General features: G+C 44.5%; 20 protein-coding genes. 2 read left to right on the top strand and 18 right to left on the bottom strand.

Annotated elements, in window-relative coordinates:
• Positions 1–45: 45 nt before the first annotated feature.
• The 6 genes from LIZ87_RS18620 to LIZ87_RS18645 all read right to left on the bottom strand — a co-directional run bounded on the left by LIZ87_RS18620 (position 46) and on the right by LIZ87_RS18645 (position 5,966).
• On the bottom strand, positions 46–513 hold the full coding sequence (locus LIZ87_RS18620; RefSeq protein WP_227148765.1) for a PTS system mannose/fructose/N-acetylgalactosamine-transporter subunit IIB: 468 nt from the start codon (positions 511–513) through the stop codon (positions 46–48).
• Positions 510–920, bottom strand: coding sequence for a PTS sugar transporter subunit IIA (locus LIZ87_RS18625; protein ID WP_227148766.1), 411 nt, complete (start codon positions 918–920; stop codon positions 510–512). The genes LIZ87_RS18620 and LIZ87_RS18625 overlap by 4 nt, the downstream gene beginning before the upstream one ends.
• Positions 917–1,702, bottom strand: coding sequence for a tryptophan synthase subunit alpha (gene trpA / locus LIZ87_RS18630; RefSeq protein WP_227148767.1), 786 nt, complete (start codon positions 1,700–1,702; stop codon positions 917–919). Before trpA ends, LIZ87_RS18625 begins: the two co-directional genes overlap by 4 nt.
• Entirely contained in the window at positions 1,695–2,885 is a 1,191-nt protein-coding gene (gene trpB / locus LIZ87_RS18635; RefSeq protein WP_178315052.1) for a tryptophan synthase subunit beta, read from the bottom strand. The genes trpA and trpB overlap by 8 nt, the downstream gene beginning before the upstream one ends.
• Positions 2,886–3,534: 649 nt before the next feature.
• Positions 3,535–4,029, bottom strand: a complete 495-nt coding sequence (locus LIZ87_RS18640) for a DUF1700 domain-containing protein (RefSeq protein ID WP_227148768.1) — start codon at positions 4,027–4,029, stop codon at positions 3,535–3,537.
• A complete protein-coding gene (locus LIZ87_RS18645; protein ID WP_178314436.1) occupies positions 4,029–5,966 on the bottom strand; it encodes a fructose-1,6-bisphosphatase in 1,938 nt (645 codons plus the stop codon). Before LIZ87_RS18645 ends, LIZ87_RS18640 begins: the two co-directional genes overlap by 1 nt.
• A gap of 120 nt (positions 5,967–6,086) precedes the next feature.
• Between LIZ87_RS18645 and LIZ87_RS18650 the strand changes: the two genes are divergently transcribed.
• Complete coding sequence (locus LIZ87_RS18650) at positions 6,087–6,893, top strand: MBL fold metallo-hydrolase (protein ID WP_178314434.1); 807 nt, start codon at positions 6,087–6,089, stop codon at positions 6,891–6,893.
• 95 nt (positions 6,894–6,988) lie between these two features.
• Here the strand turns inward: LIZ87_RS18650 and LIZ87_RS18655 are convergent, their stop codons facing one another.
• Positions 6,989–8,173, bottom strand: coding sequence for an iron-containing alcohol dehydrogenase (locus LIZ87_RS18655; protein WP_227148769.1), 1,185 nt, complete (start codon positions 8,171–8,173; stop codon positions 6,989–6,991).
• Positions 8,174–8,377: 204 nt separating this feature from the next.
• Here LIZ87_RS18655 and LIZ87_RS18660 point away from each other — a divergent pair, with 204 nt between their 5' ends.
• Positions 8,378–9,616: a M23 family metallopeptidase gene (locus tag LIZ87_RS18660; protein WP_227148770.1), complete on the top strand. Its 1,239-nt coding sequence runs from the start codon at positions 8,378–8,380 to the stop codon at positions 9,614–9,616.
• Between the two features lie 2 nt (positions 9,617–9,618).
• Here LIZ87_RS18660 and LIZ87_RS18665 read toward each other — a convergent pair whose 3' ends face one another.
• The 11 genes from LIZ87_RS18665 to LIZ87_RS18715 form a co-directional block, all read right to left on the bottom strand.
• Positions 9,619–10,320, bottom strand: a complete 702-nt coding sequence (locus tag LIZ87_RS18665; RefSeq protein ID WP_330664678.1) for a hypothetical protein — start codon at positions 10,318–10,320, stop codon at positions 9,619–9,621.
• A gap of 181 nt (positions 10,321–10,501) precedes the next feature.
• Complete coding sequence (locus LIZ87_RS18670; RefSeq protein WP_442912259.1) at positions 10,502–11,563, bottom strand: LCP family protein; 1,062 nt, start codon at positions 11,561–11,563, stop codon at positions 10,502–10,504.
• Positions 11,560–12,306, bottom strand: a complete 747-nt coding sequence (locus tag LIZ87_RS18675) for a CpsD/CapB family tyrosine-protein kinase (RefSeq protein WP_227148771.1) — start codon at positions 12,304–12,306, stop codon at positions 11,560–11,562. The genes LIZ87_RS18670 and LIZ87_RS18675 overlap by 4 nt, the downstream gene beginning before the upstream one ends.
• A 3-nt stretch (positions 12,307–12,309) precedes the next feature.
• Positions 12,310–13,065 carry a YveK family protein gene (locus tag LIZ87_RS18680; protein WP_178314857.1) on the bottom strand — a complete coding sequence of 252 codons (756 nt, stop codon included), beginning with the start codon at positions 13,063–13,065 and terminating at the stop codon, positions 12,310–12,312.
• A 182-nt stretch (positions 13,066–13,247) separates the two neighbouring features.
• A complete protein-coding gene (locus LIZ87_RS18685; RefSeq protein ID WP_227148772.1) occupies positions 13,248–14,657 on the bottom strand; it encodes a lipopolysaccharide biosynthesis protein in 1,410 nt (469 codons plus the stop codon).
• Between the two features lie 3 nt (positions 14,658–14,660).
• Entirely contained in the window at positions 14,661–15,779 is a 1,119-nt protein-coding gene (locus LIZ87_RS18690; RefSeq protein WP_227148773.1) for a radical SAM protein, read from the bottom strand.
• Positions 15,772–16,854, bottom strand: a complete 1,083-nt coding sequence (locus LIZ87_RS18695; RefSeq protein WP_227148774.1) for a polysaccharide pyruvyl transferase family protein — start codon at positions 16,852–16,854, stop codon at positions 15,772–15,774. Before LIZ87_RS18695 ends, LIZ87_RS18690 begins: the two co-directional genes overlap by 8 nt.
• Positions 16,851–17,897, bottom strand: coding sequence for an SGNH/GDSL hydrolase family protein (locus tag LIZ87_RS22625; RefSeq protein WP_227148775.1), 1,047 nt, complete (start codon positions 17,895–17,897; stop codon positions 16,851–16,853). Before LIZ87_RS22625 ends, LIZ87_RS18695 begins: the two co-directional genes overlap by 4 nt.
• 16 nt (positions 17,898–17,913) lie before the next feature.
• Positions 17,914–19,035, bottom strand: a complete 1,122-nt coding sequence (locus LIZ87_RS18705) for an EpsG family protein (RefSeq protein ID WP_227148776.1) — start codon at positions 19,033–19,035, stop codon at positions 17,914–17,916.
• Between the two features lie 33 nt (positions 19,036–19,068).
• Positions 19,069–20,043, bottom strand: a complete 975-nt coding sequence (locus LIZ87_RS18710) for a glycosyltransferase family 2 protein (protein ID WP_227148777.1) — start codon at positions 20,041–20,043, stop codon at positions 19,069–19,071.
• A 9-nt stretch (positions 20,044–20,052) separates the two neighbouring features.
• A complete protein-coding gene (locus tag LIZ87_RS18715) occupies positions 20,053–21,060 on the bottom strand; it encodes a glycosyltransferase family 8 protein (RefSeq protein ID WP_227148778.1) in 1,008 nt (335 codons plus the stop codon).
• Positions 21,061–21,179 lie beyond the last annotated feature (119 nt).

Consider the following 21,179-nt stretch of genomic DNA (forward strand, 5'->3'; position numbering starts at 1 on the left):
ATCCGCTCAGGACAGAGGTGCAATTGCCGCTTTCCCGCCCATTACTTATAGCTTGTCAAACAAAGTGACCCTGCTGTCCTGAGGAAGCTTCTGTATGTAAACTTCAACCTGCGCTGCCTGCAATTCACGCAGCATGGCCTTTTCCTCCTCAGAGACATATACCTCTCTGGTGATGGCGCTTCGTCCGGGAGCACCGCCTACATTTCCAATATTTAATTCCTTCATTCTATAGCCCGCCTTTACCAGGGCAAGGGCGCTGCGGATCTCCTTAAACAGCAGAAGTAAGTGCTCACCGCCGTCCGCCTCAAGCTCCTCTGCCGCAGCCCGGGCCGTCTTCACATCCACTGTCACGCCTGCAGGCGCGGACATTGCCAGCACCTGCTTCATAAACTCATCCTGGGCCAGCTCATCGTCCACCAGCACGATCCTCTGTATCCAGAAACGCTCAACCCATGCTGTCATCACCTGACCATGGATCAGGCGCTCATCTACTCTTGCCAGCTCAACGCTCATACTTTTCCCTCCAGTTTCATCCTGATATCGCTGATGCCTTCCCGGCCTGCACGGATCACAGCCGCCTTAAGCTCAGAAGTCTCCAGGCCGGTCTGTCCGGCTGCTTCCAGCAGCATCGGCAGGTTCACTCCCGTCACCAGCTCTACATCCTTATGCAAATGCTGCCCCATGATCTTCATGGACTGCAGAAAGGGACTTCCTCCTAAGATATCTGTCAGGATCAGGATCCCCTCATCGCAGTTTTCCTTCACAAGCTGCTCTAAGTCAGCTGCATAGGCTGACAGGTCAGCGTCCACCGGCAGTGTGCGGTAGCAGAGTCCCTCTGTCTTTCCCATCACCAGTTCCACGGTTTCCACCAGCTCCCGCGCCAGATTTCCATGTGTTAAAACCAATATTTTACAATTCATGGCCTTTCACTCTTTTTCACTGCTTCCTTCATGCTCTTCACATAATCTGCCACATAGGGCACCGACTCCCGCCCATACTGTGCGATCAGCTTTACAATGGCGCTGCCCACGATAGCGCCGTCTGACAGGGCTGCCATTTTCCCGGCCTGTTCCGGTGTGGAGATGCCAAAGCCTACTGCACAGGGGACATCTGTGTTTGCCCGGATCCGGACCACCAGGCTGCCGATATCCGTGGTGATCTCGCTGCGCACGCCCGTTACTCCCAGGGAGGAGACAACGTAGATAAAGCCGCTTGCGTCCTTTGTCACACCTGCGATCCTCTGTTCGGAGGTGGGAGCCACCATGGAGATCAGATCCAGCCCGTATTTTTTGCAAAGCGGATCAAATTCCTCTTTCTCCTCAAAGGGCACATCCGGAAGGATCAGGCCGTCCATGCCGATCTCAGCTGCCGTGGAGAGAAAACGCTCAGAGCCGTAGGAGAACACCACATTGGCATAGGTCATAAACACCAGGGGAATCTGCACCCGCTTCCTAAGCCTGCGCACCATGTCAAAAATGTCGTCTGTGGTCACGCCGCCGGACAAAGCCCTTTCATTTGCCGCCATGATCACCGGCCCCTCCGCTGTTGGATCGGAAAACGGGATCCCCAGCTCGATCAAGTCAGCCCCTGCTTCCTCCATGGCATATACCAGCTTTTCCGTGGTCTCCAGATCCGGATCCCCACAGGTGATAAAGGGGATAAATGCTTTTCCCCCCTGAAATGCTTCTCTGATCTTACTCATAAATATCCTCCCCTCTATAGCGCGCAATCGCTGCACAATCCTTATCTCCCCGTCCTGAGATGTTGATGACCATGATCTGATCCTTCCCCATGGCAGGTGCCAGCTTCATTGCATGGGCAACCGCGTGGGCGGATTCAATTGCAGGGATCACGCCCTCTGTTCTGGCTAAATATTCAAAGGCCTCCACTGCCTCATCATCCGTAACAGGTACATACTCTGCACGCCCCATGTCATGGAGCATTGCATGCTCCGGCCCAATGCCCGGATAATCAAGGCCTGCGGAAATGGAATACACGGGAGCGATCTGCCCGTACTTATCCTGGCAGAAATAGGATTTCATGCCGTGGAAGATCCCCAGACGGCCTGTGGCGATGGTTGCCGCTGTCTCCGCCGTGTTCACGCCCCGTCCCGCTGCCTCGCAGCCGATCAGGCGCACGGAAGGGTCATCAATAAAGTGGTAAAATGCCCCCATGGCATTGGAACCGCCGCCTACGCAGGCAAGCACCGCATCCGGAAGGCGTCCCTCCGCCTCCAAAATCTGCTCCTTGATCTCCTTTGAGATCACAGCCTGGAAATCTCTGACAATGGTGGGGAAGGGATGAGGCCCCATCACAGAGCCCAGGCAGTAGTGTGTATCGCTGATGCGCGTTGTCCATTCCCTAAAGCAGGCAGAGCAGGCATCCTTTAGGGTTCCCGTGCCTGTGGTTACCGGGACCACCTCTGTTCCCAGAAGGCGCATCCGGTATACATTTAAGGCCTGGCGCTTCGTGTCCTCCTCGCCCATGTACACCACGCACTCCATTCCCATGAGGGCTGCCGCTGTGGCTGTGGCAACGCCGTGCTGTCCTGCCCCTGTCTCTGCGATGAGACGGGTCTTTCCCATCTTCTTTGCCAAAAGCGCCTGGCCCAGCACGTTATTGATCTTATGTGCCCCGGTGTGGTTCAGGTCCTCACGCTTCAGGTAGATCTTGGCCCCGCCCAGGTCCTCCGTCATCCTCTTTGCATAGTAGAGACGGCTGGGGCGTCCTGCATAATCATTTAAAAGCTTTGTCAGCTCCTTCTGGAAGCCCTCGTCATTTTTGTAATGATCATATGCCTCCTCCAGCTCAATGACAGCGTTCATCAATGTTTCCGGAATATACTGTCCCCCATGAATTCCGAAACGTCCGTTTTGGTTTGACATCTGTATCCTCCTTTTGTTGTGTTATTTAGCAGAAGGGCAATAAAAAAGTCCCTGATGAAATCACATTCATCAGGGACGGAATAACCGCGGTGCCACCTCTGTTCACGGCAATCGCCGTGCGCTCTGCATAGTACAATCATACTACCGGCTTTATAACGTCAGCCTCACGTCGCAGAATACTCAGATCTCTCCTTTGACTGCGCCCTCAGCGGTCCATTTGACAATCTGGGTTCTGCCTGCTTCTCATCATCGCAAACTCTCTGTGAGGCCATAACTGCCGTTATCTCCGCTTCAACGGTTTGTTGTTTTAATTAGCTAAACTATAGCACTCTTTTTTTTATCTGTCAAGCGGATTTTTGGCTTTGAGTTTCCGGATTTGTAGGCTTTGAGTTTCCGGATTTTGTACCCTGGCTGCCGGGAGGACGGCTGGAGCGACTTTGCAGGACATTAGAAGCACTTAGACGGCTGGTTTTTCCGTTCAGAGAGGCATCAATGATTGTTTGAGCGCAGCGAGTTGCATTGATGCCTCTCTGGCTTTTAGGAAAAATCAGGCGTCTTAGTGCTTCTTATGTCCGAAACCGGAGCGAGAGCCGTCCTCCCGGCAGCCAGGGTACAAAATACGGAAACTCAAGGATTTCAGATACAAAATTTACCGCCCCGGTCCACGGAACATCCACAGGATCAGAAAGACCAGAAGCACCGGCCATATATAAGACAGGATCCAGCTTGCAAGCCCTATGATACCAAAGAAAACTGTCATCAAAAGGAAGATCACCAAAAACACCACAAGTCCGGCGATCAGTCTTACATGCCACTTGCTAAAATCCACATAATGGATGTTCCTGTGCATGCTGCTTTCGCTCTCTCTGCGGGAATTGTCCTCATATCCTTCGGAGCTGCCTTCCCCGCCATAGGACTCATATCCGTCCGGCCTGTCCTCTGTGTCAAAGGCTGCGTCCAGGATCGTGCGGGCGATGATCCTGGGGCCTCCCAGGCTCTCGATCACCTCATCCTCTGACTGCCCCTTGGCCGCCTCCTCAGAAATATAAGTGTCATAATACCGCAGATTTTCCTGTATGACTGAATAGGGTATCCTTCCCTCCAGCTCCCTCTTAAGGTCCTGCAAAAATTCTGTCTTGCTCATTACTCAATCCTTTCTTTTATAATGCCTTCCCTGTATGCTGCCACAAGCTCCTTAAGATCTGCAATCTGGGCCTTCAGCTCCCGGCCCTTATCCGTATCGGCCACCATAACGCGGCTTTTTACCTTCTCCACCACAGACACCTTTGGCGTGCTGTCCTTCTTCGGGTCAAAGGGCATGTGCTCAGCCAGGGCCAGATGGTGGGAATTATAGATCAATGTATAGCCTGCTATACCGGTTGTGCTCTGGTAAGCCTTTGACAGGCCGCCGTCAATGATGAATAGCTTTCCTCCTGCCTTCACCGGCTTTTCCCCGTCCTTCAGCTTCACCGGCACATGGCCGTTGATGATGTGGGAGCCCTCCACCGGAAGGCCGAACTCCTCCAGGATCAGGTTACAGTACTCCTCCTTCACACTCAGCTGGTAATACGGGTTCATGACCTCCTTATGAGTGGCTTTGTCCGCCACAAAGTAATGCTCAAAGGTAGTCATCTTATCCTTTCCGAATACAGGCGATTTTGCGCCGCACCACAGATACCACATGAGATCTACTGCCTGTACTTTTCCCGGCGCCCCCTCCGGCATAAAGTAGGCATTCTGCACCTGCTGGTCAAGATAGTCCATCAGCGCTCTTCCCTTATAGGTCTCCCCGTCAATGGTGATCGTATCAAAGGAGCCGTCCTTCTTCATGGGAATGCACCCATGGTACAGAAGGTTGGAATTATAGCACTTATAAATGCCTCCATGGGAGTAAATGAATTTTATGTGGCGGTGGAGCAGGCCGCTGTGGCGGAAGGAGGCCGATAAGGTACGCAGAAGCTCCTTTTCCCCCTTTGTGAGCTCCAATGGATTCTTCGGATCAATGGTAGGGAAATGCATATCCAGCATGGGATAGGTCTTTCCGTCGATGGTCACTGTTCCCTTCTCATAATCCACTGCCTTTAACAGCACACGCCCATCCATCTCATACTCAGGATGGCGCAGGATCATAGCGCCCTCCACCTTGAACTGGATCACTGCAATGGCCTTGTGCATCTTTGCAGCCAGGCCGGGATCCACGGCATCGTAGAGATTCTCATCCAGTATTTTCGGCATAAAGCGCTCACAGGGATCATCCTGGTACACCTTTGCCGCGAACATGGACAAAGGCCTTAGGTTGATGCCGTATCCGTCCTCCAGCACGTCAAAGCTGTTGTAGCTGATAGCAATGCGGAGCACGTTGCAGATACAGGCCAGATTCCCTGTGGCTGCCCCCATCCAGGAAATGTCATGGTTTCCCCACTGGATGTCCACATCGTGGAAGCTCATAAGCTCCTGCATAATGATATCTGCCCTGGGGCCCCTGTCAAAAATGTCTCCGATGATATGCAGATTATCAATGGTCAGATTCTGTATCAGACGGCACAGGGATATGATGAACTTATCCGCGATCCCGGTATCGATCACAGAATGGATGATCTCGTTGTAATACAGCTTTTTATTCTCATCATTGTAGTCCACATGGAGAAGCTCATCAATGGTATAGCCGAACTCCACCGGCATTTTCTTGCGGACCTTCGAGCGGGTATATTTGGAGGAAACCTCCCTGCATATCTGCACCAGGCGGTAGATCGTGATCTTCTGCCAGTCCTCCGTATACTGTCCCAGCTTCATCATACGCGCCAGGTTCCGCTCCGGATAGTAGATCAGATTTGCCAGGCGCAGCTGCTCCTCCTCCGGGATGAGGTGTCCGAAGGTCTCCTTGATCTTCTCCCGGATAATACCGGAAGAGGAACGGAGCAGATGGATAAATGCCTCATATTCCCCGTGCAGATCGCTGAAAAAATACTCCGTCCCCTTCGGAAGGCTGCATATGGCCGTCAAATTGACGATCTCGCTTGTCGCTGTCTTGACAGAAGGATACTCCTTTGCCAATAACCTCAGATACGCTAAATCCCTCATGTTTTCATTCTCCCCAATCCATAATTGCAATTTTCATAAAGCTATAGTAACATATTCTTAACCAAATGAAAAGTTTTTCCAACTGAACAAAAAGGGAAGATTTCTTAAAGGAGATAAGCGATGAGAGAAGAATTATACGTATTTGGAACAGGCAACGCCCAGGCGGTCCGCTGCTACAACACCTGTTTTGCTATAAGGGATGAGGATGAGTTTTTCATGGTGGATGCAGGCGGCGGCAATGGTATACTGGGCATTCTTGAAAAAATGGAGGTGCCCTTTGACCGCATCCACCACCTCTTCGTGACCCACGAGCACACGGACCACATCCTGGGAGTTGTGTGGATGGTGCGCATGATCGCCACTGCCATGAAAAAAGGCGCCTATGAGGGGGAGCTTCGCATCTACTGCCATCCCCAGCTCACAGACACCATTGCTACTCTGTGCCGCTTAACACTTCAGGGTAAATTTTATAAGATGATCGGCGACCGCATCTTCCTGGTTCCCGTGGAGGACGGGGAGACCGTGCGCATCCTGGACTATGACGTGACATTTTTTGATATTTTATCCACCAAAGCAAAGCAGTTCGGCTTCACCACCCACCTAAAGAACGGCCGGAAATTCACCTGCGCCGGGGACGAGCCCTACAACCCGGAATGCCGTTCCTATGTAGAGGGAAGCGACTGGCTCCTCCATGAGGCCTTCTGCCTCTACGGCGACAGAGACCGCTTTAAGCCCTATGAAAAGCATCACAGTACCGTGAAGGAGGCCTGTGAGCTTGCCGAGGGCCTGGGCATTCCCAACCTGGTGCTGTGGCATACGGAGGATAAGCAGCTTGATCAGAGAAAGGAGCTGTACACTGCCGAGGGCCGTGAGTATTATCATGGGAATCTGCTGGTGCCGGAGGACGGAGAGATCATCGGGCTGTAATGTTTCCATTCATCCAACAAAGTCAACCGCCTTTCAACGGCCAGACGGCGGCTGGCTTTGTTTTTAATGCAAATCCTTCTTCTTTGTGCGCTGTGCTATTCTCCCATAGCCAGCTGGTATATGTCCATCATCTCTTTCTTCCCCAGCTCTTTGATTCCGGGAAGAGTGCGCGTGCCCATGTTGGTGCATTTTACTGCCATCTCTTCGATCTTCTCCGGCTCCACCTGAAGCTCCTTTAAGGTCACCGGCATTCCAAGGCTCTTAAAGAAATCCTCTGTGGCCTGGATGCCTGCCAGAGCAGTCTTCATAGGATCCTCAAAATCCATATCCAGATTCCACACCTCTACAGCAAACCTTGCAAAGCGTTCCACGTATCCATCGCACACATAGCGCGCCCAGGATGGCCAGAGAGCGGAAAGTCCTGCGCCGTGGGCGATCCTGGGGTACATGCCGGAGAGCTCATGCTCCAGCTGGTGTACCTGCATCATATAGGAGCGGCCTGCGCCGGTCAGATCATTGTGGGATAAGGTTCCCGCCCACATAAGGGTCGCCCTGGCCTCATAGTTATCCGGCTCACGGTCAGCCACGCCTCCTGCTTCGATCACGGACTTCAAAAGTCCCTCTGCAATACGGTCTGTCAGCACCGTATCCCTTGTCATGCTGAAATACCGCTCCATGGTGTGCATCATGATGTCCACTGTGCCGCAGCCTGTCTGGAACTTGCTCACACTGTAGGTCAGCTCAGGATTGCAAATGGAAAAGAGGGGTCTGTGCGTCGGGCTGTTGAAGCCGCGTTTCAGATCTGTCTCATCGTTTGTGATCACGCAGGAAGCGCTCATCTCACTGCCGGAAGCAGCCAGAGTCAGGATCGTGCCCACCGGAAGAGCCTTCTTCGGAACAGCCTCCTTTAAGAAAAATTTCCACACATCCACCTCCGGGTTTCCCACGCCGTCGGCAATGCATTTGGAGGAATCGATCACACTGCCTCCGCCTACTGCCAGCACAAAATCCACCTGTTCCCTCCGGCACAGGGCAATGCCTTCTTTTGCCATGGAAAGGGTGGGATTGGCCTGGACGCCGCCCAGAGTCACATATCCGATTCCCTCTTCCTCAAGTGCCTTAAGCACTGCATCCAAAAGCCCGGATTTTTTCGCACTGGCTCCGCCAAAATGAACCAGCACCTTTTGGAAGCCATACTCGCCGATGATCTTTCCCACCTGCAGATGGGTATCCCTGCCAAAAATCATTCTGGTGGGAGTATAAAATTCAAAATTCTCCATTGTATCCTCCTGTGTTGTCTCTTTTTCAATATTTTTATCATAGCATGTTTGGGGCAGTTATTCAAAAGCTTTTTAAGGAGCGGCCTATGCCTCCCTATCCTCTTGCCATATCATAATCCCACCTCTGACATCATATGATACAGTTAGAACCACATATCTGCCATATGCCAGGCAGCCAACCGTCATCACAAAGGAGGGCGCACCATGAAATTCCTGTCCAGGCTCCAGAAACATTTACATATACGTCCGAAAACTGTCATTTACGTAGAAATGCTGATCTTGAGCATCCTCTGCCTCTGTTTCTTCCTCACAGGAACAGACCGGGGGCTGGCCGTAATGTCCCGGGCCGCAGGGCTGGCCCACGGAGCAGGCACCCTATGGGAACAGGTTGTGGGAAATGCCACTGGAAGCAATGCAGAAACAGAAGAGGGCAGCCAGGAAAAAGCTGCAAAAAAGGATTACATTAAATGGGTCGACTTCACCGTGACCTGTGAGGCCATGAACCAGGCCTTCCGCTACGATGTGGACACCTGCCAGTCACCGATCCATCTGAATTGGGTAAACCTGCTGGCTTATCTGGGAACGCGCTACGGCGGAGATTTTTCCAAATACAAGCCGGAGCATATGACAGCCATTGCAGAAAAGCTGAAGAATGGTGAGACAACCATGGAGGAGCTGACAAAGGATCTGAAATATTATTCCTATTACAGGGAAGCCTATGGAGCTGTCCTGGACGGAATGGTGGGACAATTCCAAGCGGAGATCCCGGCCAGCGAGGCCCCGGCTGCCTATCTCCCCTCCGGGGTGGCAGGGGGAACAGAAAATGATCCCTCCACTGTCTGGGTGACAAAATACGGCCTGAAAGCATTCTCTCCCATTGCCAAGGGCTTTCCCTACAGCGACTTCGATGACTTTGGAGCTGCAAGGAGCTATGGGTTCAAACGGCAGCACCTGGGACATGACATGATGGGGCAGGTGGGGACTCCGGTAATCGCCGTAGAGTCCGGCTATGTAGAGGCCATGGGCTGGAACCAGTACGGCGGCTGGCGGCTGGGCATCCGTAGCTTTGACAAAAAGCGCTACTACTATTACGCCCATCTGCGCAAGAATTATCCCTACCAGTCAAATCTCCAGGTGGGAAGCTTCGTCCAGGCCGGTGACGTCATCGGCTACCTGGGACGCACCGGCTACAGCTCCACCGAAAACACCAACAACATCGACGAGCCCCACCTCCACTTCGGCCTGGAACTTATCTTCGACGAGTCCCAGAAGGACAGCAACAATGAGATCTGGGTCAGCTGCTATGAGCTGGTGAAATTCCTGCATCTGAACCAGTGCGAGACCGTGAAGGTGGAGGGGACGAAGGAGTGGACGCGGGTGTATGGGACGAAGGATCCGGCGGTGCCGGAGGACTCCGCATCTCAGCATTTGCCGCCAGAATGAAGCTACTGTTTTTTATAAACAACTGAGATCGTTCCGGAGCCTGTCACCGTCATCCACAGAGTTTTTGCTCCGGCATCGATCCTGTTCGGTGTGATCAGCCTCCATTGACCCAGCATATTATCATAGAACAATACCTGCACGGTTCCCAGGCCCTCCATCAAATTCGGGACGTAAAGCGGAAACTCTACTGCTCCGGTCTTCTCCTCATTCGTGTCCAGCGTTTTTGTCATCAGGGCATGGGTGCCGCTCAGAGCATAATATCCGGTAAGCTCCAGACCCGGAACCACCTGGCTCAGGGCTTTTCCTTCATTGATTCCATTAATACTGGCTACCACTGCATCCGGGAGCCCTATAACCGCATGATCGCTTCCCTGGACAAATTCCAATGCCGTATCTCCTATGACAGCCTGGCCGCGGCTGTTCGTCTCTACACCGTCGGAAGTTCCTGTGTTCGCTGCGGCCTGCCCCACCGGGATCTGTACCGTATCCCTTCCCACGCTGGTACTGGACACTGCCGATGTACCGGACTCCGTATTTCTGCTGCTTCCGCTCCAGCTGCTGCTATCGCTTCCCTCACTTCCGCTGTCCATGATCACCGGCCTTGTATTCGGACTGTTGGATGCAAATACACATACACTCTGCCCTGCTGCAAGTACTGCTGCTAACGTGATCGCTGTGATCCTCTTTCTCATGGTCTCCACCATTCCTTTCTATTCCTGTATTATTCGTAACTATTCAGCCATGCGGCAATTTGTGCGGAAATATGCGTTGCAAGCTGGCTTGCATAAGCATATTTCTGTACAAATTGACATATGGCGGACAGCCAAAGCTTCTTGCTTTCATGCTTTTTGAAAACAAGAAGATGGCATGGCTGAATCGTTACTATTATTCTTCTCTGTAAAACAGTTCAAGTATCATTGGCATCATTTTTTCTTTATCCGGATGAAATTCGTCATATAGATTCGTCTCTACCGGGGTTCCCGGAAGAGTCAGCATATCCTCCCTGCCCCAACTCTGGCTTCCTCCTAAAAATGTCAGGGCCATATCTATGTATCTTCCCTTCTCCATATCCGTAACCATGTAATCCTGCGCTTCATCCATCGTCCTGGCTATGAATCCCTCCTCCTGCCTGGCCTTGTCCCTGGCTGCCTGCACAAAGCCCTGTATATAGGACTTCTGCCGTTCCATACGCTCCAGGGCGCTTTGTGCTTTTCCAATATCCCTGTATCGGATATAGGCTTCTGCCTGCTTCCCATTCAACAGGATCGTATCTCCCAGAATAAAATCCCCATTAGCCGCTGCAAGCCCCTCATCCTCTATGGTGACGGAAACACCTCCCACTGCATCATTCAATACCGGAAGAGCTTCCATACTCACCGCCATATATCCGTCAATCTCCAGGCCCTCCAAAAGATTGGTCACTGCCTCCTTCATATACAGGCAGCTTTTTTTCCTTCCATCTCCATAGGCATAGGCCAAAGTCAGATGCTGGATATCCTGCCCCAGCACATTTCCGCTTAAATCTGTAAGGGTGATGGGAGTCATAGTATCTCTGGGGATCAGCAAAAGCCTGGCTTTATCCCTCGCAGTATCCCAGGCCACCAGGAAAATACCATCTGCCTGGCCACCTGATCCCGCTACCTTTGTCTCCTGAAGCGTTTCCGCCCGGTCGATTCCCATGAGCAGGATTGCTTTTACATAAGTATTCCGGCGATAAGTTTTTCCCTGATACTCGATCGTATTTTTTCCTTCTTCAAAGGCTGCCTCCATCTCTTCCCTTTGATCCAACCCGCTCTTTTCCTTATGCAAATGACAGGCACTGGATGCAAGCATTGCTACCGCCAGCACCGTTGCCACAGTCCGGACCGTTTTTCGCCTCCCATTATCCAATCTCCTGCTCTTACGCCTCCTGACACTCCTCTTTCCATTCTCCAAAGTATCTATCATCTCTCCCTTGTGCCGATCCCCTGTTTTTCCGCATACGGATCATCATCTCCATACCGGCCTCCATATCTCCCTGCGTATTTCCCATAACGTCCGTAATAGCCATTTTCAAACTCCGAACCCACCCGGTTCAATACGACACCTAATATACGGCATCCGCTTTTTTCCAGCTGTGTCTTCACCCTCTGGGCAAGACGGTAACAGATCACACCGCTCTCAATTACCAGCACGGCTCCATCACACTGGCTGGCTACAATGGCTCCGTCTATCAAATTTGCCATGGGCGGTGTATCAAGGATGATATAATCATACTCTTCCCTGGCTCTTTCCAGCATTGTATGGAATAATTGGTCTTCCAGAAGCTCTGCCGGGTTAGGTGAATAGGGACCTGCAAGGATCAGGTCTAAGTTTTCAATATCCGTTCTATAAAGAACGTCCTCCAGCGTCTTCTGTCCGCTTAGGTACTGAGACAGGCCATTCGGGTTCCCCTTAACTTCATACCGCTTTACCATAACGGACTTCCGTATATCACAGTCCATGAGCAAAACCTGTTTTCCTATACTTGCCAAGGAGGATGCCAGGGCAAAGGCTGTCTCACTTTTCCCCTCATCAGGCATAGAGCTTGTAAACATGATGGCTTTCAGGCTGCTCCCGCAGAACTGGATATTTGTTCTCAGTGTCTTGACAGCCTCCTCATAATAATAGTCCCTGCAGCCTGTATTTTTTAGCCGGAGTATCTCTGCCATCCCTTACTTCTCCCTCCCTTTACCCATTTTCTGTCTTCTGCGCCTGTCCTTCTGCCGCTTCCTTTCCTCCTGACTTCTGTCATCCGGGATAGAGGCCAGCACTGTCAGCTTCAGATATTTTTCCACATCCTCTTCAGAGCGCACAGTATCATTCAGGATCACCTGTATGGCGATCACGCCGCAGACACCAAATGCTGCTGTCAGACTGCCTATCGCTGCATTTCTTTTCACACTGGGAGCCGCAGGCAAACGCGCGATCACGCCTTCCTCAATGACCTTCGGCGGCACCATTTCCATGATATCCCCAATATAATCCGAGGATACCTGGGCCACCTCATCCGCCACTGCCTTTGCCCTCACCGGATCAGAATCTGACACTGTCAGGGACAGGATACGGGTATCTGCGGGATTGGAAATGCTGATCTGCCTTCTCAGCTCCTCATATGTCATATCCAGCCCCTGCTTCTCGATCACCTTCTCCAGCACAGGGCGGCTGGTGACGATCACCTGGTAATCCTTTGTCAGCTGGCTCCCTATCTGCAGATCCGCCAGAGACGTCAGGGTCGTTTCCTTTGACAAAACATAGACCATAGCGGTAGAGGTATACACCGGCGTCAGCACTACCTTACTGTAAATCCCAGCCCCCATCCCCCCTAATACCGCCGCCAGAAGTATGAGCCACAGCCTCTTTTTGAAGGCAAACAGCAGCTCCAGCAGATCGATCTGAAGTTCTTCCTCATTTTCGTGTGGTTTTTGCATATGGATCCTTTCCTCATATTTCTCCTGTCAATATTATACTCTTTGAAGAGTGAATTTGAAAGGAGAAAAGCGAAAAATTACGTACTATTAGCGATAAAATATTTTTTGACAAAATCCGGTTTTTGTAGAAAAAACTGTACAAAGCATATATAGGCACGTATCTATGGTACAAAGCAGCAAGTTTAAAATATGATGTTTTTACATCTTTTCAAAATTTTTATAATATCCTCTTTACATATAAGCATACTAGCCAATATAACAAATGCTGCAATAATAAATGAACCAGATATTGCAATAAGACTCCCTTTAGATAAGAAAATTGCCTGTACTAATAACAAAGAAATACTGGATATAATATATTTCCAATTACATTCGATTTTTACAAAACGATTTACATCTATAATTCTATAAATAATCTGTGAAGCATAGCATAGAAAGCTTGCAAAACAAATACCCCATATTCCATATTGATTCGCTGTTACACTTCCAATAATTATATTTATGATTGCCCCCAAAAGCATACTAGGCACTGCTCTCTTTGTAAATTTAAAGGTAGTATACATTGTTTTATAAAAGCAAAACATACAATCGATAACTGAAATAAAAAGTATGACTGGAAGGAATACCCTTGCCTCAAAAAAGTCCTTCTTTAAAGTAAATTTTGCTAATAGCGGAGAAACGCTTAATGTTATGGTACCAAATATCAATATAATGGTTGAATATAATCTAAAAATATTTGTAAAGTATGTTTCTTTTTCAGTACTCTCATATTCTCTGGATGTATTTAATTGAAATGCAGCATAAAAGGCCTGTTGAAACATATTAATAACTGCTGCAAGCTTAACTACCGCCGCATACATTCCCGCAGTTGATGCCCCTTTTGTCCAAAGCAGAATATATCTACCAGACATGGTTGTAATCCAATATCCAATATTATAGATAATAAGAGGCATACTATATTCTAATAGTTCCCTGCCAATTTTTTTAATCTCCACTCCCCATACCAAATCAGAATATACCTTTCCACCCACAAATAAGAAAAGCATAGATGCTGTATAAGCAAAACCAATTGCCAAAAGATACCCTTCCACATTCCAATGAAGTTTTACAAGTAAAATGTAGCTAAAAAATGCCAGGAATGTCGCATTAACAATTCCGCTAGCCGCAAAAATTTTTGTTTTCCCCTTGCCTCTAACATAATATGCTATCAGCATTTTATAAGAATACGCATATAAAACAAAATACAAATATCCTGCATATTGATAATGAAACAGGACATTCCCTGCCATTAAAACAATTGCTCCTACAAACGCTGAAAGGGATACAATCTTAATACTTACAGAAATAATTTCTTCTTTTTTTAAGCTGGACCCCACTGTAAATCTGAAAACAGACTCATAAATGCAAAGAGTTACAATTGGCAAAAAAAATTCCGACAGATTATTTGTCAATTCAGCCATTCCGTAGGCTTCTGTAGACATATATGTAGTATAAACTGGCATTAACAAAAATTGCACAGCCTTTGCAAGGACAGTACCGATAACAAAAACAATCATGTCGAGGAGAAGCCTTACATATTTATTCTGAGACATATATTATTTGCCAATCCTTTTTATATATTTTTTCAAGCGCCGAGTATTATTCTTCCAATCCCTTCCGAACCATTTAATCAAAAGAAAGGGATAAGCAAAATCATGTAATAATTTCTGCATATTGTCATATTCCTTATTAGATTCAAACAATTTAGAGCAGAAAAACTTTCTACATTCTTCCGAAAGCCACTCTTCTCCATTTTTCATTCTTCTATTGCGCATCTTTTCATATTCCGGAGTTTGTATTTCAGGTATAATTCCCCATGCCATATGTGCATGTGAATTCGTACAGTAAGGTTGAGTACACGTATGTCCAACTGGGATAAATTTAATTGGTTTTTCCGGATCAGCAAAAATATTTTGATTATATGGTTGCCAATAACAGGGCTGGCTTTCACCTGTATACATATTCACAAATAAACTCCAGCTTCCTGCATAACAAAATTCTTTTCGTTTTATACCAAGCATATTCAGTTTAAATTCAGTCATGGGAGACTCCAGTTTACTCCATATTTTTCTAAATTCATCTTTTGAATGTTTTGAAAGCAGAGCCTTATCTTTTCTCTTATCATTTCGACCAATAGTTGCATGACAAACAGCCCCTATATTTTTTTTACAGATATTGCAAATATCATCAATATCATCCTCAATTCCATCATATGCCATAAGTTCCAAGGTAAAAGAAACTCCAGAGGTATGAATTTTTTTTACATCATCAAAAAATTTATCTAGTCTATTTAATCGCTTAAGTTCTTTATAATGAAAAGAAATTTTAAAAAATAACCTCTTTCGTAAGTCTGGTGATAATTGAATTAGTTCATCTATTCTTTTTGTCACAGTTCCATTGGTAACCACCTCAACGAAATGTCCTTCTTTTAATAGTGCAGATATTAAGGGGACAATATCAGGCTGGAGCAAGGTTTCTCCATTACCTGTCAAATTAATCAGCGAAGTTCCCCCCAATCGTTTTTTAGAAAGGCATTTTTGAATATGCTCTACCGAATATTTTAATGGCTCTGGCTCATCCCATGCATCTACTTGAGAAATATAACAATATTCACATTTTAAATTGCATTTTTGATTTGGTATCATTCCTAGAATAAGTCTCTTTATTTTAGTCATTAATAATTATCTCCTGCAATATGTCAAAATCAAGTTTCTCTGACCATTTAAATTTCTTTGTTTTTTCCAAGGATTCTATAAACGATATTATTTCATTTTGATTCACAGAATCATATACAGGATAAATCCAATCCACATCTGAAAGCCATTCCTCATAAACGCCAAATACTTTTTGTGTTTTATTATCGAAAATAATACATGGAGTATTGGTAACATATGCAAAAATCATACCATGTAGGCGATCTGTGACAATTAGCGAAAACTGCGAGAATTTCGTCAAACGTTTACAGACTATATACTTCCTCAAAAAAGAAGGAACTCTGATGAGAGTCATTGTGTTGACATTACTTCCATGATATCCAACCTGTCCTAAAATCATCCGAATACGTTTTTCCGCCTGTCTATCTCTAGAACACTCTCTATCATTTCGAAGACAATATCCCACCGTTTTAGAGTATTTTCTCCGTTCCGTCCCCTCCATACTATATGACAATGCAACATCAGGGCACAAATATATCTTTCCACAGCCTAAACACTTTTTAGCAAACTCATATGACTGTCTGTCTCTTACAAACAAATACAGTTTACTATTTTGCATGATACACCTCTGGGATGATCTAAGAAGCTCTTTATATGGTTTCATACTTTTATCATAAAAAATTGTCTGAGGAAAAATAACTGTTTTATTATCTTTAAATGTATAAACCATATCCTGTAGAAGAAGCTCTTCATTAGGCCACAGATTTCCCATCCAACCTCCTCCATTAATAAATATGATAGAATTTTTATCAACAAGCCTTTTAAGCCTTTCTTTATATACCTGGTATACTTCCGTTGGAATTTCTACAATAGTTCTTGTATATTGAAGCTTCTCTAATAGTTCTCGCTCTGCCATAGTAATCAAATGATCGCCTAGATTTCTATGAATGGGCGTTCCCAACAGCAGATCAAATGACTGTTTGCTTTTTTCAAGTCTTCTAATTAATAAAGCGAAATAGAATACTTCAAATCCCATCTTTAAACTACATATAATATTATCTGGCAAAATTTCTTTTAATATCGATTTAATATTCAATTCAGCATGCCCCTTTTTTTGATTACATCATAGATGGCTTCTGCGATGACCTCCATCCCCAAATCATTAGGATGAACACCGTCTACAAAATAATCCCTTTTATTGGTTCCAAAAACGGTATTTCCAAGAATTAATGCAATTTTATCATCATAAAGTCTCTTAGCCATCTGATATGTATTTGTGATAATTCTGATCCGTTCTTGTTCCTCTTCCTCCGTGATTGATAACCCTCCTGTAAATCTCGACATAAATATAATCCAACAATCTGTAATACTTCGGATGGTTTGATAAACAATGAAATGAGATTTCCGTAATTCTTCTATAGTTGCATTATGATCAAACTCGACAATCATTATTTTAGCACCCAATGAAGATATATATCGAATCACTTCCTCCTCTCCTTTAGCAGACTCTGAAAATCCAAAATTTAAAACATTACCTCCTGTCATTTTCTCCAAAATGTTGGTATATGCCAAAGCTGGCCTGGAAGACGCACAGCCATGTGTAATACTAGAGCCGTACACGACTATGCTTTCTTTTTCTTCCTTTACTTTTTTTATGAACACCTTTTTATTTACCAGAATTGATTCAACTAGCGCAAAAGGCGGTAAACCAATACATACATATCCACCTCCTCCATTTATTTTAAATGTATCAACCATATACATCTGTGTAGAAGTCTTTGGAAATATGCATTTATTTACTTTGAAACCATAATTATCTTTTATAGTTACTTCTATACCACTCGTTCCCTGGCAGTCCATATTTTTCAATATCCTATGGAATTGGTATAAAACCGTTATTCTCAATTCTTCGCCTTTTATATAGAACTCAATTTTCTCGCCAGGAAGATAACGATTATTTACCCGCAAACTTCTCGGAAGGGATTTTAATAGATCCTCTGGAATACGTCCCCTCCTACACCTTACAGTATCCATTAAATCGACCTTATCATAGCAGAAAAAAAGTCTCAATAAATAGCCAAATACAAAATGAAATTTTTGAACTGTATAAATCCAAAAACGTTCAACTTTGCTTTTCACTCTTACACCTCAATTTTCATTCTATCCAAAATGGTACATATGGAACAACACCATTTTGATTCTCTCTTAATGATAAAAAACTATATACCAATAATACAAAAATAATTCCTGCCCCTAAAAGAGTTCTCTGTGTTTTCCTGCATTTGTATAACAGATTGGGAATAAAGACAATAAAAAGTGCGAGATAATACCATAGCATCCGGTTAATTAACTCATTTTTACAATTAAAAGCCCCAAAAACGGAACAAAAAATTACTGCGGGCAACATCTTTTTATTGACCATCATATCTTTTGTATCCTGATATTCCTCATACAATACTCCAAGACATACAATACAGAATAAAAATAGATACAATATGATTATTCGTCCTCCTCCAGTACTTTTGAAAATCGAATATTTGGAATATCCATTTGTATAAATTGAATATCTTGGAAACATTTGAATAAAAAAATTTACTACAGTCCTAAAAAGTATGCCAGAAATAGTACTGATTAATGTGGATAATATAAAAATTAAATGAGTATCCCTTACTCGATTCACCAGATAAATCCCTAATACTCCCATTAGCATTATGATCGCTGTAGAATGGATATTAACAGCAACAGCAAGCAGGATCCACCCCTTCATATCTTTTAAATTCCGGCTTAAATGACTTAATGAATTTAAAACGAACACTGCAGCAATACACTGCCGATTACCATTCATACTGCAATAAAATAACGTAAGCCCAACCCAACAAAATGCAGAAAAAATAGGATATGAAGAATTTTTATGAATAAAAACAAACAATCCTATATTTATAATAAGTGCTGTCACTATTGTTAATATCTGTGGATCACGGGATATACAGAATAAAATCCTGCATAAAATTACATATAATGGAGCTGACAATGATGATTTCTCTAATGCAATAGTCAAAGATTGACTATTTCCAATAATAGTAAATATTCTTGAATACGGTGATGTATCAACACCAACTGTTGATGCCCTTAATGCCATAATTGTAGAAAAAACAATACACAAAAAAAACTCACTGGCTCTTTTTCCTGATATTATTATCTCTTTTATACGAAATTCAACTCTACTTATAAGTCCAAGAACAGTAATAACAGCTATATTTATTATATAAACAGCCATACTGTAAATCATCCTCTCACTTTTCTTAGCCGCCTATCCTTCTGTTTTCTTTATAGCAATCTTACTGTTCCAAACACACTTTAACATTTTTAGTCCTGCAAATGATAAGATTGCGGCTGCTTGTTCCCTAAAACGTACTTTATGGCAAAGAATCACAGGAATTCTTGTACGTTTAATCTCATTCCAAATATCAACAAAATACCTGTCGTACATCTCTCCTTTTTCAGGAAGTTCTAATAGCAAATGTATAGATACATTAAATGTCCTGCACAATGCAGCAGGAATAATATTGGGATATTTTTCTTCGCAAAACTGTTCTATATTAATTGACCATTCCAAAGCATCCATCCTTCTAGGATTAAATATGTGCATAATACTGCTGTTATGCTGTCTATAATAATAGCCGATTTCATTGCTATAGACGATTTTGTCCGCCGCATCTAAAAGCAAATGACACGTTGCCAAATCTTCAGATAACCTTCCTTCCGGGAATCGGATTTTATCAAATACATGTCTTTTATAAAGCTTCCCAGGAGTACAACAGCTATAGCGTTTTTGATATAATGATTCCTCAATCGCTCTCTGGGAATCAAATATTTCAACTATATTCTTTTCACCCTGCTTCATTTCTTCATTGATATCTTCAGATATGTATAACATCTGCATAATAGCAATATCAGCTTTCTTGTCCTCACATAAATCAAGCGTCTTTTCAATAAAATCAAGTGCTATATAATCATCGCTATCCACAAATGTAATATAATGGCCCGTTGCAATTTCCAACCCCATATTACGCGCAGAAGACAATCCCCCATTTTTTTTATGGATCACAACAATTCGTTTATCTGTCTCACATATGTTATCGCATATCATTCCAGAATAATCTTCTGATCCATCATCTACAATAATAATCTCCAGATTTCTATATGTTTGGCATAATACGCTGTTCAAACAACGTTTTAAATACTTTTCAACGTTATAAACTGGAATAATAACCGATACTTTCATGTTTTACCTCTATCGTATAATTTTACACCAGCTAAGCAAGGGCCTGATAAAAGCATGGATGCCCCCTAAAATCGGAAAAGCGATGCATCGTGGAAATTTCTCTAAAATTCCAATTATCCGCGAACTAATACCATTGTATTTCATAGCACATAATTCTCTGCCATTCCATGGACTCAGGGTTAAGTACTGTTTAAATAACGCTGCATATGGATGATCTGTATTACTATACCAGGGTCTGATCGTTCTCATATTAGTCGTGTAATGAATAATGATTGGTTGATCAACTGCAGCATTCATTTCTGTCTCCGAATAAAAGTTAGTGGGTTTTCGGAGTGTATATAACTCTTTATAGCTATATTCCGCAACAATAGTCATTACATTATAATGAAGTGATATGCACCCAATACATCCCTGAAAAACACCATTTAAAATATCCTGATCTGCATAATTAATAAATACTCTATATTTTTTCATAAAACAGTCTATACGCTGTCCTATATTAATTTTCCGCAATTCATTCAGATTCACAAGCAAAACGCCTGCATTAATATAAATATCATTTTTTTCTAAACCTATATTCTTTTTATAGACACCGCCTATGCAGTCTTTAACCCCATAAAAAATTTTATTACTAATATCAATCTTATCTAATTCATCTATTTTTCCATTTACAATCGTATCACAGTCAATATAAAGAACCTTGTCAACATATTCAGGTAATAATTCTCCTGCAAATAATCTGATATATGCACTTAATGGCCAGCGATATGAACTAATATTCTGAGGAATGCTCTTCAATTTAGGCGTGTCAATTAAATGCAATGTGCGATTATACTTTTGTGCGATATCGTTTATATATTTTTTATTTGATTCGCTAATACTTTCACCAAGTAAATAAATCTCCAGTTCTTCCATGTAACAATTATTTTCAAATAATGAAATTAATGATATTCCCATGATCCAAGCATAATTGTCATCACAAGTATATAAAACTTTCAATTTCTTTAATCCTCTCAAAAATATAATCAACCTATTAAAAGCAAAGGAATAATCATTAATTTATATAAATGGTTATTCCTTTGCTCAGACTGTAGACAAAGTCCCGAGCGAGAGCTCGGACTTTTCTACATTTATCG

This window comes from Lacrimispora sp. 210928-DFI.3.58 (genome assembly GCF_020554865.1).
In the GTDB taxonomy this organism is placed as follows: Bacteria; Bacillota; Clostridia; order Lachnospirales; family Lachnospiraceae; genus Enterocloster.